Origin of the sequence: Aquimarina mycalae (assembly GCF_029906345.1) — a bacterium.
GTDB lineage: Bacteria > Bacteroidota > Bacteroidia > Flavobacteriales > Flavobacteriaceae > Aquimarina.
This window is the reverse complement of the sequence record NZ_JARYGY010000007.1, coordinates 94,711-113,456: the sequence shown is the minus strand read 5'-3', so window position 1 is coordinate 113,456 and position 18,746 is coordinate 94,711. Positions and strand designations below refer to the sequence as shown.

At 33.5% G+C, this 18,746-nt stretch carries 14 protein-coding genes; 6 read left to right on the top strand and 8 right to left on the bottom strand.

The window, feature by feature from the left end; translation table 11 throughout:
* Window positions 1-31 precede the first annotated feature (31 nt).
* From QBK95_RS16965 to QBK95_RS16950, 4 genes are all read right to left on the bottom strand, one after another.
* Window positions 32-388, bottom strand: a complete 357-nt coding sequence (locus tag QBK95_RS16965) for a hypothetical protein (RefSeq protein WP_280935744.1) — start codon at window positions 386-388, stop codon at window positions 32-34.
* A 97-nt stretch (window positions 389-485) separates the two neighbouring features.
* Entirely contained in the window at window positions 486-1,619 is a 1,134-nt protein-coding gene (locus QBK95_RS16960; RefSeq protein WP_280935743.1) for a hypothetical protein, read from the bottom strand.
* A 19-nt stretch (window positions 1,620-1,638) separates the two neighbouring features.
* On the bottom strand, window positions 1,639-2,511 hold the full coding sequence (locus tag QBK95_RS16955; protein ID WP_280935742.1) for a sugar-transfer associated ATP-grasp domain-containing protein: 873 nt from the start codon (window positions 2,509-2,511) through the stop codon (window positions 1,639-1,641).
* 73 nt (window positions 2,512-2,584) lie between these two features.
* A complete protein-coding gene (locus QBK95_RS16950; protein WP_280935741.1) occupies window positions 2,585-4,153 on the bottom strand; it encodes a 7TM domain-containing protein in 1,569 nt (522 codons plus the stop codon).
* A 76-nt stretch (window positions 4,154-4,229) separates the two neighbouring features.
* Between QBK95_RS16950 and QBK95_RS16945 the strand changes: the two genes are divergently transcribed.
* The 4 genes from QBK95_RS16945 to QBK95_RS16930 all read left to right on the top strand — a co-directional run bounded on the left by QBK95_RS16945 (window position 4,230) and on the right by QBK95_RS16930 (window position 8,968).
* On the top strand, window positions 4,230-4,742 hold the full coding sequence (locus tag QBK95_RS16945; RefSeq protein WP_280935740.1) for an RNA polymerase sigma factor: 513 nt from the start codon (window positions 4,230-4,232) through the stop codon (window positions 4,740-4,742).
* Window positions 4,743-4,822: 80 nt separating this feature from the next.
* Window positions 4,823-5,722 carry a FecR family protein gene (locus QBK95_RS16940; RefSeq protein WP_280935739.1) on the top strand — a complete coding sequence of 300 codons (900 nt, stop codon included), beginning with the start codon at window positions 4,823-4,825 and terminating at the stop codon, window positions 5,720-5,722.
* A gap of 90 nt (window positions 5,723-5,812) precedes the next feature.
* Window positions 5,813-8,362, top strand: coding sequence for a TonB-dependent receptor (locus tag QBK95_RS16935; RefSeq protein WP_280935738.1), 2,550 nt, complete (start codon window positions 5,813-5,815; stop codon window positions 8,360-8,362).
* Window positions 8,363-8,470: 108 nt separating this feature from the next.
* Window positions 8,471-8,968 (top strand): CvpA family protein, encoded by a 498-nt coding sequence (locus tag QBK95_RS16930; protein WP_280935737.1) that lies wholly within the window; start codon window positions 8,471-8,473, stop codon window positions 8,966-8,968.
* A gap of 49 nt (window positions 8,969-9,017) precedes the next feature.
* Here QBK95_RS16930 and QBK95_RS16925 read toward each other — a convergent pair whose 3' ends face one another.
* The 4 genes from QBK95_RS16925 to QBK95_RS16910 form a co-directional block, all read right to left on the bottom strand.
* Window positions 9,018-10,865: a SulP family inorganic anion transporter gene (locus QBK95_RS16925; protein ID WP_280935736.1), complete on the bottom strand. Its 1,848-nt coding sequence runs from the start codon at window positions 10,863-10,865 to the stop codon at window positions 9,018-9,020.
* Window positions 10,866-10,972: 107 nt separating this feature from the next.
* Window positions 10,973-11,605 (bottom strand): carbonic anhydrase family protein, encoded by a 633-nt coding sequence (locus QBK95_RS16920; RefSeq protein ID WP_280935735.1) that lies wholly within the window; start codon window positions 11,603-11,605, stop codon window positions 10,973-10,975.
* 19 nt (window positions 11,606-11,624) lie between these two features.
* The gene (locus QBK95_RS16915) at window positions 11,625-13,175 is read right to left on the bottom strand and encodes a SulP family inorganic anion transporter (protein ID WP_280935734.1); all 1,551 of its coding nucleotides are present in this window, start codon (window positions 13,173-13,175) and stop codon (window positions 11,625-11,627) included.
* Between the two features lie 152 nt (window positions 13,176-13,327).
* Window positions 13,328-13,627 (bottom strand): hypothetical protein, encoded by a 300-nt coding sequence (locus QBK95_RS16910; RefSeq protein WP_280935733.1) that lies wholly within the window; start codon window positions 13,625-13,627, stop codon window positions 13,328-13,330.
* 201 nt (window positions 13,628-13,828) lie between these two features.
* Between QBK95_RS16910 and QBK95_RS16905 the strand changes: the two genes are divergently transcribed.
* Together QBK95_RS16905 and QBK95_RS16900 are read left to right on the top strand one after the other, a co-directional pair.
* Window positions 13,829-15,037, top strand: coding sequence for a DUF418 domain-containing protein (locus QBK95_RS16905; RefSeq protein WP_280935732.1), 1,209 nt, complete (start codon window positions 13,829-13,831; stop codon window positions 15,035-15,037).
* Between the two features lie 371 nt (window positions 15,038-15,408).
* Window positions 15,409-18,744, top strand: coding sequence for an RHS repeat domain-containing protein (locus QBK95_RS16900; RefSeq protein WP_280935731.1), 3,336 nt, complete (start codon window positions 15,409-15,411; stop codon window positions 18,742-18,744).
* Window positions 18,745-18,746 lie beyond the last annotated feature (2 nt).

Below are 18,746 nucleotides of genomic sequence, written 5' to 3'. Positions count from 1 at the left end.
AAATGTATGAAGTTTTTCAGATTACACACAACTAAGAAATATACTTACTTGTCAGAAAATAACTAACTATTGCTTCTTTCATAAGTACTGATTGCTCTCCTGCCTTAAGATTAGGTAATTCTTCTTTTACAATATAATGAGGCCATCCTTCTTCATCAAAATAATCAAACTCATAATAACCATATGGTTCTAATAATCGACATATCGCAATATGCATAAGATCTAACTTTTCGTCTTTCTTAAATCTACGATGTACCTGTCCTAATTCTTGTACTCCGATAAGGTAAATAATTGCATCGAGATCTAATTCATCTCCATCAGCAAATTGATTTGATAATTTCGTCACCAATTCTTCCCAGCGTTCTTTTAATTTTTCGTCTCTAGCCATAATGTATCTGTACTATACTTTCAATTTCTACATAAAAAATTAAGCGCTACAAAAGTAACGCTTAACTAAAAAAACCAACCATCATTTGGGAGAAATCTTAAAACTCCCACAATACGCCGATTCCGGCATATTGATTCCTATAATTTCTAAAAGATCTTGCATCTATATCACTATAATTTGTACTACGGATTTTTGAAAACAGGGTTGCGGTTAATGAAAACCCGTTTCCAATTTTATGGGCGCCATTTAATTGAAAGTTAGCATATTCATATTGTAATCGTTCTCCAATAAGTCCATCAGTATTCCTGGCTTCGATATCTGTATAATTTCTAGTGATGAACGAAAACGTACCTCTTATCTTCGTTTTATTATTATCGTATTTCAGGGCAATTCCTGGACCATATTGATTAAATCCAGAACGATTGGTAGAATTGTCAATTCTAACATAATACACAAAGCTTGGTTTTACTTCGAAATGCCTGTGCAATGGCAATTTATAAAACAAGGTTCCTTTTAAGTAATCCCAATCTCTTTCTCCATTGGACTCAATATCACTTGCATTAAATGTATCATACAATCTCTTTTTTACATATCCCGTTACACCTATTTTGTGTTTCAACTTATTAACTCTAAATACCTGCATCCAAGAAAATTGTGCTCCATACTCATGATATTGTAAATCACGAGTCCCAAAAGCATCAAAATTTTTAAAATTATAAAACCCTTCTACTGTAAGTTCATTATTTCTATAAAGTGCTAACTCTAATCCTAAGGTTCCTCCATAATTGGTATATCCAAGTGGATTAATTAGTACATCTTGATCTCCGCCAAGTCCCTCTCTATTCATTCTCAGAAACCTTACTTCTGATAATAAGGATATAGACTTATTAAATTGGTGATCATACTTTGCATTTACATTCAAGCTCCAATAACTATCATCAAAATTCTCGTAAAATAGTCTTGAAAAAGGGTTTACATAGACTCTAAGTCTATTTTTATTCCATTTATATCGAAACTTATAATTAAGTTCAACATCCTGATAAAAACTACTGGATATTAAATCATCTTTATTCAAAATAACTCCTTCTGTTCGTATTTCATCAGGACTACGAAAATAGTTATACTCATACCCTATTTGAGTTTCTGCTTGTAAGGTATTTTTGATTTGTGAATATGCACCAATACTTGCTAGTACCAGGATAGTTGTTATGGTTGTTTTTAATGAATTCATATGTGTTGTTTTCCTTGTATTACTTGTTTATTTTTTCTGTTATTGCTTTTTTTAATCCTTGTTTATTCACTAATTGTATTCCTAATCCAGGGCGCACATTAATTTCCATAATTTGTGGGCCTTTATTTTTATCAATTACGATATCTATTCCTAAATAATGTAAAGGGAATACCTTTGCGGTTTCAATTGATATTTCTATGATTTCTTTCCAATATGGGATAGGAAGGTCTTTGATTAAAAAATTACTATCAGGATGGTGATCAAAGTAATTTTTACCATCGTATACTTCAGTTAATGTTCCTTTGTCTAGATCTACTCCAATACCTACACCATTTTGATGAAGGTTTGCCTTTCCATCGGATCTATCTGTAGGCATTCGTAACATTCCCATAAGAGGAACCTGATGTAATGTGATAATCCTAAAATCAGGAACTCCCTGCGGATATATATCATGAAAAAAAGGATGAGGCTCTATACACTCTTCTACTAAAACCCTATCATGAGAACCTAGAGAAAAGAATCCCATAATAGTTGCTGCCATATGCTGAAAAATCTGTCTTTCTGTTATTATTTTGCCACTACTTGTCCAGTTTCCATCTCTGTCTTTACGAACAATTTTTATCCCACCTCCACCACATCCATTGGCAGGTTTAATAGCCATCGCGTTATATTTTTTGCATATTTCCCATGCTTTCTTAATATCACTATTGTACTCGATCACTGCATAGGTTTCAGCACAAGGAATATTATATTGATGCAAAATTTCCTTGGTCAACACTTTATCATCGGCAAGTGGATAATGTTTCTTTTCATTATTAGGATAGATTAGGTTAATGTTTCTCTCATTTAAACCAATCACATTTGATTTTCTTCTTGATTTTATTTTTAGCATTGTCGATAACATAGTTTTCAAGTTTTTTTGAGATATTCAAGTAATATTTTTACTTACTACTATTTATATTGTTCTAATTGAACAATGGTTTGAAGCGATAGAATTCTACCCATCTAATACCAATATATCTTCCTAATAAAATTGCTGAAGTAATGATCAAAAGAATAACTTCGGGAAAGATGATTAAGATAGATGGCAATGCCTGCCAAGACAATAATCCAAAACAGATTGTAGTTGCTATTAAGGTTTGAAACAATTTGTCAACAGCCATCTTATATCCATCTTCTATTGTTGCTCGCGAAAACCTTTCGGCAGCGATCGTCAGGATAATTGTTGGAAAAAAAGTAAGTGTTGTGAGCCAGGAAATATGATACTTCAATCCTAATGTAGTGGCAATAATCATTAAACCTACCATAATAGTAAGGGATACTACTAATTTTGGAGTATATAACAACCCTATTTTATCAAACGGATATGAGATCAATCCTACCAATAGTATGAGTCCCACAAATAATATAATTCCCGACAAGAAACCTATATGTAGTAACGAGAATGCAATCAAAACTGGAAGAAAAATTCCAAACGTTTTTACTCCTACCACGTTTCTTAAAAAGGCAACCAATAATCCTCCCAAAGGCAATAGCAATAAAAGATCTAACGAGTTCTTAGGGATCACCCCACTTTCTACAAGTTGCCAAAGAGAAATTCCAGATAATTCCCGAATTTCTGAAGCGTTCATTTTTAAGAAATTAATATGATTAACTTCATGAATCAAATAAGTGTAATCAAATTGGATTCCAGAGGTATGTGTAATTAAGAATTCGTCTCCTGTATAGATTTCTAAATAATTAGAAGGTATATAGGCAAAGTGATTGTTTAACGTATCAAAGGGTATCCAGGTTTCGTTAATCAGCACTTCTGCCCAAACATGAGATGTTCTCTTATTCGCGTTTTCTGCAATAATTCCACCTTTGATTCTTGCTGGATATCCTAAGTTTCTTGATAAAGCGATAAACAATCTACTCTTTCCATTACAAGATGCTTTGTTTTGCTGGATTGCAGTTAATGCATCCGTTAATGTTATAATAGGCGCAGAAGGAATTTGTAACACATGGTCAAAAATATTTCTAATAATCTCTTTATCATTTTCGGCATTTTGAGCAAGTTTGGTAGCTAATGCAACTATTGCCTCATCATCTGATTGAATATTTAAAGTAGGTTCAAGATATTTTTTATAAGAATCAGATGCTTTTATGAACGTATTAGGGATAATATAGCTTTTATCTTTACCTTCAAATGTAAACTCATAGTCAACAGAATGATATATGTTCTTATCTTTCGTATTCCAGATAGCTCTTATATTATCGTGCTTACCTTCTTTCTTATTAAAATATAATGTACTGTTGTTTTGTGCGTTTTCACCAGAGATTCTTTGTCTGGCATTATCTTGCGGAATGAATGTTTTTACATATGTATTTTTATCCGCTGACTTAAAAAAGTAACTATATTTTACCTTATATACTTTTTCTGGACTAAAGTCATCATAGTTTTCTAATACTGGTTTTAGTTTAAAACCGATAGATGTGATAGCAATGACTGTAATTAAAAGTACTATGATTCTAAGATTTGTTTTGGAATTCATAAAGAGTTATTTTTGGCTGTATAACCGGCCATAAGAAAAGCACCCTACCCTCAATCAAAAAAAAAATATTCCGTTTATGAATATCCCTTCTAAATCTGTTTGTGAGCAACCTGTATTTAATGAGTTGTTTAAAACACATTCTAGGACTATCAGAAATCACATTTATTATAAATGTGGAAATCCAGATCAGGCAGAAGACATTATGCAGGAATCTTTTATTCGATTATGGAATAATTGTAAAAAAATAATATTTGAGAAAGCACGAGCTTTTCTATACAAGGTTTCTACTAACTTATTTCTAAATCAAGTAGAGCATCAAAAAGTGAGACTAGAATATTCTAAATTATCTCACAGAGATCGAAATCATGAATCTCCTGATTTTATTTTAGAAGAAAAAGAGTTTATGATCAAGCTGCAGCAAGCTATTGCGGATCTTACCGAGGCGCAAAGAGAAGTTTTTTTATTAAATCGTATCGATAAGAAAACATATAATGAAATTGCAGAAATGCTAGGCATATCGGTTAAAGCTGTAGAAAAGAGAATGCACAATGCACTAAAAAAACTAAGAAAACTTATAAAAAATATTTAGCTTGGGTAGGGTATTTAGTTTGTCGGCGGTTATAAGGCAAACAACAACCCAAATTATTCGAGAAACAAATACTAATTTAGATGTCCGAGGATAAAGATCCATATTTAGGAAAATGGTTAAACAATGATTTAACACCTCAGGAACTGGAACAATTAAAAAAGTCTGAAGAGTTTGAAGACTACGAAAAAATTGTAAAGGGTCTTGAATATTTTCATGCACCTTCTTTTGATGAAGAAAAGTCTTTAGCCACAACCTTACAAAAACTACAACATCAGCAAAAAGGAAAAGTCATCCGTTTGAAACCTTTACTTTATGTAATCTCTGCAGCTGCATCTGTCCTGCTAATCCTTGGGTTGTTCTTTAATAAAGTTACCTATACCGCAGATCGGGGAACACAGCTTGCTATCATTTTACCAGATGATAGCAAAGTGGATCTTAATGCAGGATCATCCTTAACCTATAATCGTTTCTTTTGGTCAAAAAATAGAGTAGTTACATTAGAAGGAGAAGGTTTGTTTACAGTAAAAACGGGTGACAACTTTGTAGTTTCAACAGATTCGGGAATCATAGAGGTATTAGGAACTGTTTTTAATGTAAAATCAAGAGTATCAGTATTTGAAGTAGTTTGCTATGAAGGAAAAGTACGTGTAGGCACCAATCAAAATGAAGAAGAGATTATTCAGAAAGGAGAAGGTGTTTTACTTAAGAATGGCACTTTAAATAAAAGATCCATTTCAGAATCTGAACCATTATGGAAACGCGGAGAAAGTCTTTTCTTAAGTACACCACTGCATCAGGTTCTTGATGAATTAGAACGTCAGTATGATGTTACTTTTACAAGAGATAATATTGATGGAAATAAACTATTTTCTGGAGGGTTTGTTCATAACAATATCTCTATTGCGTTAGAGGCTGTTTTTGTTCCAATGAATATAGAATATGTAGTGAATGGTTCTAATATAAAACTAGCTAACAAATAGCAGCTTTAAAAGCTTGTACTAAGCCTTATATAAAATCATTATCTCTCATAAAGAGCTCAAAAATTTAATATTACCTATTATTTTATTTTGATGAAAAAAACTTTGTTTCTGTTATTATTTCTAGTCTTCTCTGCGCAAGCTCAAGTAACTAAAAAATATAAAAAAGCCCCTTTGTCGCAAGTGCTTACTGAAATCTCAGAGTCCTATGGACTCATATTTTCGTTTAGTAACGATGTGGTAGAAAACAAAGTAGTAACCTTATCTCTTAATAATACTTCTTTAGATGAAATTTTGAAACGATTAAGAGTATTAACCAATCTCAATTTTAATAAAATTTCGGATCGACAAGTAACGGTTAGTAAACCTGATACTAAAACTTCTATTTGCGGGTATATCTTTGACGCTGATACTAATGGCCCATTGTCATACGCATCTATTATTCTCAAAAATACTAACGAGGGTGTTATTTCTGACGAAAATGGTTTTTTTACTCTAGAAAAAATAGATAAAAACACAACTATTACCATCCAATACGTTGGGTATGCTGAAAAATCCATCCCTGTAACTTCTTTTAAAAAAACTGATTGTCAGCGAATTAGATTGGTCAAACAAAGTACTGCTCTAGAAGAAGTTCTTATCGTAGAATATATAACCAAAGGCCTTGGAAAGAACATTGATGGAACTCTAAGTATTTCCAATGAGGATTTAGGTATTTTACCTGGTCAAATCGAACCTGATGTTTTTCAAAGTTTACAATTGATTCCAGGAATTACTAGTCCTGATGAAACTGCCACAGGTATTCAAATTAGAGGAGGTTCTCCTGATCAAAACCTAATCTTATGGGATGGTATAAAAATGTATAATACAGGGCATTTATTTGGATTGATTTCTGCCTTTAACCCATACGTGATTGCTGATACCAAAGTATATAAAGGAGGCGCTAATCCCGAATATGGAGATAGAGTATCTGGTGTTATAGACATTACTAGTGATAAGGAAATCCCAAAGAAGTTTAGCGGTGGTTTAGGGATTAATGGTACTCATGCAGATGTTTTTATAAAAACTCCCATAAGCAATACTGTTGGTTTGGTTATTTCTGGAAGAAGAGCCTATACCGATGTACTTGAAACTCCTACCTACGCAGCATATTTTGAAAAAGTATTTCAGAATACTAAAATAACAGATGCACTCAATCCAATTGATACAGAAGAGGACGAAATAGAAGAGGTAATTGCAAATAATAATTTTTTCTTCTATGATACCAATGCAAAGCTAATTATCAATGCTTCAGAACAAGATAAAATTCTGATTAGTGGAATTTATACCAAAAATGACCTTGTATTTGAAATAAATGATGAAGAAGACTTGTTATCGGATGATCTTACAATACAAAATGAAGGCGCCAGTTTTTCCTGGACTGGTACTAAATTAGGTCGTATCCATCATGTGCTTAAAGGATATTATTCTAAACATGACTCGGATTATACATTTACTGAACGGCAAGATCTAGTAATAGAAGAGCAATCTATTCGAAAAAATACGGTGGAAGATATAGGTGTCAATTTGGGAATAACATATGATTTAAATAAAAAGAATTCGATTACATTAGGTTATGAGTTCTCTAATAATGAGGTTTTTTATAACATTACTCGAGAAGGTGAATTAGAAACTCCTATTAATGAAACTGATCTTATAAAAAATAGTGCTAACTCCTTATATGCTAATTATATAATTTCTACTAAAAACAAAGGATCTATCAACCTTGGAATCCGAACTTCTCATTATTCGATTGTAGATCAATTGTATACTGAGCCCAGAATTCATATAGAATATCCTATTACTAAAAATTTCCGTTTAAAAGCTACTGGAGAACTTAGATATCAACCTATCAGCCAATTAATCGAATTTGAGGATACTCAACTTAGATTGGCAAACAGCATATGGATTCATTCTGATAATGAAGAAGTTCCTGTATTAGAAAGTACGCAATTCTCTGGCGGAGCATTATTTTCTAAAAACGATTGGAATTTTGAAATTGATGGTTATTACAAAAAAATTGATGGCCTAACTTCGCTAACCAATGGATTTAATAACATCAATAATGATCTTTCTTCTGGAAAGAGTAGTATTATTGGAGTAGATGTATTACTAAAGAAACGATTTAGAAATTTTAGAGCATGGATTGGTTATACTTTTAATGATGTAGAATATACATTTTCGGAGATACAGGACACACCTTTCCCAGGAAATAATGACATTACACATAACTTTAGATTTTCTAGCACCTTAGAGCATAAAAAATGGGAGTTTTCTTTAGGTTGGACCTGGAGATCTGGCGCTCCATTTACTGATGCTGATCTTATAAATGAAGAAATCGAATTTGGTGCAACAAATGCACGTAATTTACCTGAATATCATCGTTTAGATGCTTCTGCTATTTATAAATTTAATTTTAATACAAAAGGAACATGGAACGGTCAAATCGGAGCTTCGATTCTTAATGTGTACAACAGACAAGTTCCTATCGCTGTAAGTTATCAAGCCGATGAAAATATTAATACTGGAAATCCAGAATTGGATATAATTCGTCAAGAATCCTTGGGGATTACACCTAATTTTATTTTTAGAATGTATTTCTAAAAGCATAGGTCTTACTATGCATTTTATTTTTATTATTAAGCTCAGTTTAATTTCTCACAGTATTGATTTTGATATAAAACAGTATATTAGTCTAAACAAAATACATCAATGAATTACATAGATATCATCTTAGGAATATTATTGCTATGGGGTTTAATTAAGGGGTTTAGTAAAGGCTTATTCGTTTCGCTTGCTTCTTTGGTTGCCTTGGTTGCTGGAATTTATATAGCTGTACATTTCTCTCATCTTGTAGGAGGTTATATCGAACAAAGAGTTGATTGGGGAGATGGCGCAGTTAAACTAACAGCATTTGCTATCACATTTATAGCTATCGTAATTCTAATATCTCTTGCTGGAAAATTATTAACTAAAATTGCAGATTTTGCCTCTCTAGGAATTCTTAATAAACTTCTTGGAGCTGCTTTTGGTGTATTAAAGTTTGCTTTTATTGCCAGTGTAGTAATTATATTTATCGATGCAGGTAATAGAAGTTTAAATATTATCAAACAAGAAACGCTAGATTCTTCTATTTTATATGCGCCAGTAAAAAAACTTGCTCCAATGGTATTGCCAAGTATTATAAAGGAAACTCCAGAAAAAGACTAAAGTTTCCTTACGATATTCTTTATTTCAATTCTTTTTTCCTGATCTTGAACTACACATCTAATTGTTGAATGCATTTATCAAAGTCCTGAAAAATACAGTTTTCAGGGATTAGATCTGGAATAACACCAATTCTTTGCATCATATATCTTGGTTGTTTTAGTAAGCCAACAAAAAGAACCTTAATACCTCTCTTTTGCAGATCGACAATCATATCTTCCATTGTATATAAACCAGATTGATCCATATATTGCATTCTATTCAATCTCATAACCACAACTAATGCAGTATCAGGTATCTGCAACGACAATTGCTGAAAATCACTTGTAGAGCCAAAAAATAAAGGCCCTTTCAAATGTTTTATAAAAACCTTTTCTTTTAATCGTTCAGAAAAATCTTTTTCATCATTCCAGGTTTCTTCTTCATTTAAAGGCTTAATGTCGGATCGTTCTGCTGTTATACGCCCTATTTGCTTCATAAACATCAGAGAAGCAATTACCAATCCGATACCTACAGCATATACGAGGTTCCAAAAGGTTGATAACACCAAAACAATCAACATAATTAACACTTCAGAACTCAATTTTATAGGTCCTAATTTGATGTCTTTTGGTAAAGTTGTTATTGCTCTTAAGCCCTTATAATCCATTACACCTATACCCACAGTGATTAATATTCCAGCTAGAACAGCAGCTGGAATTTTTGAAGCAACAGGTGCAAATCCCAACATAACTATAAATAATATCAAACCAGCAATCATCCCAGATAACTTTGTTTTTCCTCCAGAATTTATATTTACCACGGTTCTAATGGTTGCTCCAGCACCTGGAATCCCTCCAAATAATGCAGCAATACTATTTCCGATTCCTTGCCCAATCAATTCCTTATTAGGTTTGTGCTTAGTTTTGGTCATATTATCTGCTACAATACTCGTAAGCAAAGAATCTATCGCTCCTAACAACGCCAATGTAAGTGCCGTAAAAATGTAAGGCGTAACACTACTTAAACTAAACCCTGTAAAAATTTCCCATCTAGGGACTGGAATCCCACTAGGGATTTCTTCTATAGGTCTATAGTCCAACCCGAAACCATATGCAATCCCAGACATCACTAAAAGTGCTACCAATGTACTCGGAATTACAGTAGTGATGCGCTTAAATCCGTAAATAATAAAAATCGTTCCTAAGGCCAGTAAAAATTCCAACCAATTAATATTTCTAATTACTCTTGGGAACGTTTTTATAGCTCCTAATGCTCCTGATGCTTCTTTGGCGGCAAGAATTTGAGATTCTTTTAAAATATCATCCTGCGTAATATTTCCTGCTCTTGAAATAGTTTCTTTAAAATCTTCAAGTACCAAGATTCCTTCTCCTGCCTCTTCTATTAAGATATTCTCAAGAATCATTTCTTCTGCCATTGGTTTAAACTTAGTAACATATTCTTCATCTTCTTTCGGGTAATAGCCTAAAGATGGCAAAATCTGGGTAAGTATTATAATCACACCAATAGCTGTCATAAAACCAGAGACAACTGGATAAGGGATATATTTAATATATTCTCCTAGTCTTATTGCTCCTAATCCAATTTGCATTAATCCACTAAGCAGAAATACAGTTAAAATTGCGGGTAACGCTTTTTCGACACTTCCTTCATTGGCTGCAATAATACTTGCAATTACCACCATACTTACAGCGGTCATTGGAGCTGTCGGTCCTGAAATCTGAGTGTTTGTACCACCAAATAACGCAGCAAAAAAACTAATAAAAATAGCTCCATAAAGCCCTGCTGTCGGCCCAAGACCAGATGATACCCCAAATGCCAATGCCAACGGAAGTGCTACAATACCAGCCGTCAAACCTCCAAAAGCATCTCCTTTTATATTATTGAATAAACCCTTCATGTCTTGTATATCTAAGTTATGTTAATTATCACTAAAGCTATAAAAATTGAAACAAAAAAGCCAATGCTCTTACAACATTGGCTTTTTTTGATATAGTTTTAAGGGTTTTACCCTTCAAAAAAAGTTACTTTACCACTATCGATATGGTACATCCCTCCTAAAATAAGGATCTCACCATTATCTTCCATTTCCTTAAGTACCTGGCTATCTTTTCTAATATTTTCGATAGTCATATGTACATTTTTCTCAGCAACTTCATTAACGAATTCAATATTTTTAGAATTTCTTAATGATGCATCTGTTGGTTCATTAACTGCTTCAACCGCTGGTTTAATTTTACTTAATAACGCAGTCAGATTCCCCATTTTAGCATCATCACAAGCTCCTTTTACCGCACCACAACTTGTATGACCTAATACAAGAACTAATTTAGTACCTGCTAGTTTACACGCAAACTCCATACTTCCTAGAATATCTTCGTTTACAAAATTACCAGCAACACGGGCACTAAAAATATCTCCTATTCCTTGATCAAAAATTAATTCTGAGGATACTCGTGAGTCTATACAACTTAATATAGTAGCAAAAGGATATTGACCGCCTTGAGTATCATTTACTTGATCCAATAAATCTCTATCTGTCATTTTCTTTTTTAGAAATCTTCCGTTTCCGTCTTTAAGCAATTGCACGGCACTTTGCGGTGTAATTGCTGCTTGAGTTTCTCTTGTCTGTGCTTTCATGTCTGTCTATTTTTTTAATTTAAGCAGTTTTAGGTCTAAGTTCAAAAAATTCGATATAACTATTAGGATTTTCTACTATTCCTCTTTCAGAAATTATCTTAATATCTATATTACGAGCCTTAGCTTTTTCTGAAAAATCTTCCAATATTTCCACAATATCATTATCTAAATATCTTGTTTTCCTAACATCTAGTGTAAGATACGTATCTTTTGGTAATTGATCCAGCTCTTTCAAAATAGCTCCTTTATTAAAAAAGGTTACTTCTTCTGCCAATGTCATTTTAATCATATGCCTACCATTACTATTGTCTTCAATATGCAAAAAGTGAGAATTTTGATAGCTTTTGAACAAAATAACCACGATTCCTACTGCCAATCCTAATCCAATTCCCCATAATAAGTCGATAAAAAAGATTCCTAATACAGTAACTATAAATGGCACAAATTGTTTTCGTCCAGCATTCCACATTGCCTTGAATGTAGAAGGTTTTGCCAATTTATATCCAACTATTAACAGAACTGCTGCCAAAACTGAAAGCGGAATAAGGTTCAGTAATCTCGGGATAGCAATTACAGAAATTAACAAAAAGAATCCATGAACTATTGCAGAAAGTTTAGTTTTACCTCCAGATTGGATGTTAGCCGAACTTCTTACAATTACCTGAGTTACTGGCAGACCTCCTATCAATCCTGATATCATATTTCCTGCTCCTTGCGCTAATAATTCTCTATTGGTAGGTGTTATTCTTTTTTGTGGATCGATTTTATCTGTAGCCTCCACACACAATAACGTTTCTAAAGATGCAACTAATGCAATTGTAAATCCTGTTAATAATACATCACTTCGTGTAATTACAGCAAAGTTAGGAAAAGCGAATTGCCCTAAAAAGCTGTCAAAATTTTCTGGTACTGGAACAGAAACTAGAAGATCATTAGCAATTTCAAAAGAAGTGCCTTTTGTAAAAGTATAATATAGTATACCAACTACCACAGCAACAAGAGGTCCCTGAACCAACGTAAAGAGCTTTCCTTTTTTTGATAATACGTTACTCCAAAGAATTAGTATTGCTAAAGAAATCACAGCAATCACGGTTGTACCGATGCTTATATTTCCTAAAGCATTAGAAAGTTCTGTTAGTATACCTTCTCCAGAGCCATCAGCTTTATACCCAAAAAAGTGAGGGATTTGTTTATAAATAATAAGAATTCCGATACCTGTAAGCATTCCTTTAATCACTGATGAAGGGAAGTAATACCCAATAACACCAGCTTTAAGAATTCCTAAAATTATTTGTATTGCACCTCCTAGTACAACAGCTACTAGAAAGTTCTCAAAACCTCCTAAAGCTCCGATAGAAGTTAATACAATTGCAGCAAGCCCTGCAGCAGGACCACTTACTCCAATTTGTGAGCCACTTAATGCTCCTACAACAATTCCTCCAACAATCCCAGCAATTAATCCCGAGAAAAGTGGAGCTCCACTAGCAAGTGCGATTCCTAAACAAAGTGGCAGTGCTACAAAAAACACTACAATACTAGCAGGAAGATCATTTTTTATGTTTTTAAACATGTTCATAGTTTTTTATTAATTAAATATGGGGCCTAAAAAAGGCACAAAAAATAGTAGATATGCAGCTTATCGCAAGAGAAAACTACACATATAAAAGCGCTATTATGTTTTAAATTTTATTAAACCCAAACAAAACAGCAGGTACCGTAAAATTAAGAGTGTTCTGGAGGCGGTGTGGAATATTCCAGATATACCGAAGAATTGTGAATATAAAAATCGGGATATCGCCTTTCTAACATGGTAATAGCTCTATCATTAAAATCTTGATAAAACTGAGAAATCTTTTCTTTTTCTTTTAAATCTTCTTTTTCTGATTTTTCATTTTCATTAGATTCAGATTTTTCTTCTGTATCATCCATATTAAAAACTATAGATGAACTATCTCCATCATATGCGTCAAATAACTCTATGGTATAATTGCTTAGGTTCAAAAGAAAACCTAATACAATCAAAAGCCTTGCTATTTTACATTTTATTACCAATCCGAAAATTATTTTAAGTTGACAAAAATAACAGGAATGTTATTAAAATTTGTTAAATCAATCGTAAAATTAATTGATTAATAGTTTTAGATCAATACACTATATTAACATTAAGAGAAATTAACCTTTTACTTTTTGTTTAAAAATTGTAATACGCTAATTTTAATGATCTTGGAGAATATCAACACAAATAGAATTACAATTATTGATGCCTTAAGGGGGTTTGCATTAGCTGGTGTATGCTTGGTACATATGAACGAGCAATATATAGCTTCTCCACCTTCAGAAAATTTGATGGAAATTAGTAATGGTCTTTTTGACCAAATTCTTAGTGGTGTGATTGGTTTTTTTATTATTGGTAAATTCTTCGCTTTATTCTCGATTCTTTTTGGTTTAAGTTTCTTTATACAAATGGATGCTGCTACAAAAAGAGGAGAAAAATTCGAGATGAGATTCCTTTGGAGAGCCTTTTTGTTATTTATTATTGGCTATGCGCATCATCTATTTTATAAAGGAGATATCTTAACCATATATGCCCTATTGGCCCCATTTCTTATTCCTTTTTATCGCTTGCAAAATAAATGGATTCTATTAGTTGCAGGATTGTTTTTGATAAGTATCCCTAGATTTATTTCTTATGCAATTTTAGGAAACGAAAGTGCGTTTGGATTACCACCGATCATGGATGCTAATAGCGCTATGAATATTTCCTATATCAATACCTTAAAGGAAGGTAGCATTACATCAGTATTTGCTGTTAATAGTTATCAGGGAATGTTACAAAAAATGGATTTTCAGATTGGTTTGTTTGGCAGATTCTATTTAACATTTGGGTATTTTCTTATTGGTTTATGGATAGGAAAAATTGGCTTATTTCATCAGGTAGAAGAAAAAATCCCTATGGTTAAGAACTGGCTAAAAAAAGCTTCCATTTTTTTTGTTATCACACTAGTTATAACTGGAGGAGTTTTCGCTTTATCTCCACAGCCGGTTGATTTTAAAAGCTGGCTTCATGTGTTCGGAATTAATGCATATGACTGGTCTAATATTGGCCTTACTGCAATTATTCTTTGCGCTTTTATCCTAATATATCAAAGAAAGCGAGGATATAAATTCTTATCTTTTTTCACTTCTTATGGAAGGATGGCTTTAACCAATTATGTATTACAATCTCTTATTGGTACTTTTCTATTATTTGGTTGGGGAATAGGATTATTAGGAAAAGTACGTACCCTATACCTGGTAATTATTGCTATAGCTCTTATATCATTGCAAGCGGTCCTAAGTGATATATGGTTGCGTCATTATAAATATGGCCCATTAGAATGGTTATGGCGTAGTGCGACTAAAGGTAAAATCCAAGCTTTTAAAAGGCAGTAATATTCCATACTCTGTTTTTATTCAATATTCTATAACGTAATCTCAACAATAAAAGTTGATACGTATTCCTAAAAATGAACTCATTTATGCTAATATAAATGAACCTAATATTGCGTTCAGTTTTCCTACTCGTAAAAAAAAATTAAAAAAAAAAGCAGATTTAGGGGTAACATATCTAGTACTGGTAACACCTACCTATAAGAACGCGGATAAAATGTGCTTGCTGCATATCAAAAATACGATTGACAGCAGTAGGTGATAACAACATAAACAATAGGATATACGGGAAAATATCCATTGCGAGTATTGTGGTTTTCCAGTACATTTGCCGCCTGAAAAATTGAATTGGTGTATAATTTTAATTATTTTTTATGAAGAAGATTTCTTTTGTAGTGATGACCCTTTTTCTAGGGATTACTATGTATGGTCAGAATACTCCAGAGGGAGATAGTCCTTTCGGATTACCTACGATTGTACCTCCATCACCCACTGTAGCAAACCTGATGCAGTTCGAGGAGGTTCCTGTAGAGTATTACACAGGACAACCCAGTATTGGGATTCCTTTATTTTCTAAAACAATCCATAAAGGCATAAGTCTGGGGTTATCCTTACAGTATAATACCCAAGGCGTAAAAGTAGACAGTCGTTCTGGATGGATAGGAACAGGTTGGTCTTTATTTGCTGGAGGAAGTATCTCCAGAACCGTCAGAGGTTTTCCTGATGAGAGCAATGCTACGGATCGTTTAGGAGTATTGCATAATCCAGATTTTTGGAACTATAATACACTATCTGGTTTAGAAAAAGATGAATTCGCATGGAATGCAGTAGGAACATCAGCAAATAGTTATGATACACAATTGGATTTATATCAATTTAACTTTTTAGGATTTTCAGGAAGGTTTGTAGTGACCAATCAAGGGGTGAAATTACTATCCAATGATCCTAATGTGAAAATCATTTATAGTCCTTCATCTACAAAGGAAATTAATGCTTTTGTTATTACTGATACCAATGGGTATAGGTATTATTTTACTGAAACAGAAAGTTCGGAAACGATTCCTTTTAATGGATCCATTCCACAAGGACCTGGAGGAGTAGGAATTGTACCAGCATCCAATGGTAATTACTCGGCAACAACAGCTTGGCATTTAACCAGTGTAGCTACTAGTAATGGGATAAATATAGCTACTTTTAGTTATCAGACTTCCTTAGAAGAATATGTAAGTGCTGCGTCTCGTACTTACAACACGATCACTCCCTCAATTTCTGTAGATGTACTGCAAAATGGGTATAATACCTCTATTCTAAAACCAAAACAGACAGTTTCGTATACTACGATTAGAACACAAACCAAAAAACTGGCATCGATTCGATTTAGAGATAATACTTCGGTAAGTTTTCAGTTAGGAGGCACACATCCAGAAACCAATGGAGCCATGCTTACCAACCTAATCATCAATAATGCAGATGGAACCGAAAACAAGCGATATCATTTCACTTATGAACAAACCGATCGGTTATGGCTTACAGAAGTAGAAGAAAAACCAATCACAGGTACTTCTAACAGCTATAAATTATCTTATACCAATACAAGCAATCTGGCTTCCTTTGATTCAGAAAGTGATCCTTGGGGATTTAATTATCAAACGATATATAATCCAGAAACGATCAAAGCAGGATTATTATCACAGATCCAATATCCCACAGGAGGTGTAAAAGAATTTGTTTTTGAATCGAATACATTTTCTCATCAAGGAACTACACCTTTGACTACAGAAGATTATTATCTAAATCCAGATAATATCATTACGCAACAATATGCACAAACACATCCAGCTTCTATAAGTCCTCAATCAGGAGGAGGTGTGTTGGCCTTCTCACTTACCCATAATCAGGAAGTAGACATTAGTTTGAACAGTATCGCAGGATGGGAACAAGGCGTAGATCGAATTAGTGTCATTCTATCACCAGTAAACGACCCTAGTCAGGGAGTTGCAGTTCAATTTGATAGTGCCAATGAAACTATGAAACTCTCACTTACGCAAGGAGATCAATACCTGTTTTTACAACATCATGATTATAATATAGATGGGTTTAATCTGGTAGGTGCAACAGTACGTATTGATTATCATACGCTTAATACCACATCCTTTTCAGAGTTCTTAAAAGGTGGAGGAGTTAGAATCAAAGAAGTGGTTTTTAAAGACACTCCTAATACGATGGAAGTAGCAAAGAGAGTTCAGTACGATTATAATGATATAGCAAATCCAGCAATATCTTCTGGTGTGGCAGATATCAAAACAGGAAGTTTGAAAAATGAGTATGAAGTAAATATTGTAAAACACTTGTTTTCGGGAGCTGATAATGGTAGTAATTTTATTCCAACAACGGTAAAGTATAAAGTAAGTACTAAGGGAACCACAGCTCAGTTGACTAAAGGAAACTATATAGGGTATAGTACTGTAAAAGTATCAGAAACCAATAATGGGTATTCTTTATATAAGTATACTACTGCAAAGGAGTATCCTACTCCAGCCAGTGTGTTTATTTATCCATTTGCACCAGCACCTAACCTAGATTTTAAAAGAGGGTTATTAGTCAAACAAGAAATATATGATAATGACCAGCGAAAATTACAAGAGACTGAAAATACCATCTATAATTTTGTAGAGAATACGATCGCTCCATCATACAAGGCTGTAAATCCAGAGACTTGTGCCTGGATGCAGTTCTATGGTTCTTATGATGGTAATATTAATACGATTCCATCGATCAATATTCCTTCGTGTGGTAATGTCCCTTGTATAAATTCTTTCAATAATTGTGGAGCAGGATCCCGATATATATTACAGGATAACCTACGTTCAGGATGGACACAGCTTAAAGAATCTGTGACCAAGAGCTATTTCTATGATAGTGCAGGAACACAATCCGTAGTAGAAACCAAACAAGAATACGATTACAATACGATCAATTATCAACCTAAGCAAACCACCAGAACCATTACAGAGGCAGGAAATACAGATGTCTATGTAGATGATATCTATTATGCAGTAGGTGGATATCCAACATCGGAGTATACTGTTGCAGAACAGGCAGTGATTACTAAAATGAATACCTTGAATATGATCACAGCACCGATTTATACTAAGAATACCAAGAACAGTACCGTCTTAGGAACCGTGCAACAGGTATACAAAGAGTGGGAATCTAATATGATTGCACCACATATGGTAAAAGCAGGAAAATCAACAGAAACAGTACAAGAACGTCTTGCCTATCACAAATACGATAGTTATGGCAATCCATTAGAAGTCTCCCAGACAGATGGTTCACATATCATATATATCTGGGGATATAAGGATACTTATCCGATTGCCAAGATTGCCAATGCGAGTTATACAGGAATGCCTGCAGATGTAACCAATTTGATCCATCAGATCAAAACTGCTTCTGATACTGAAAACACCGCAAGTGAAGAAGCTGCCTTGAGATCACAATTACAAACCTTGCAGGATCACGCATTCTTTGCCAATGCACAGATGAGTTATTATACCTATGACCCACTGATTGGAGTTACTAGTGTGACCGACCCAAGAGGGTATCAGATGAGCTATACTTATGATAGGTTTAATCGAGTAGAGAAAGTAAAAGATGCACAAGGAAACATCCTGTCAGAAAATGCATATCACTATAAAAACAACTAATA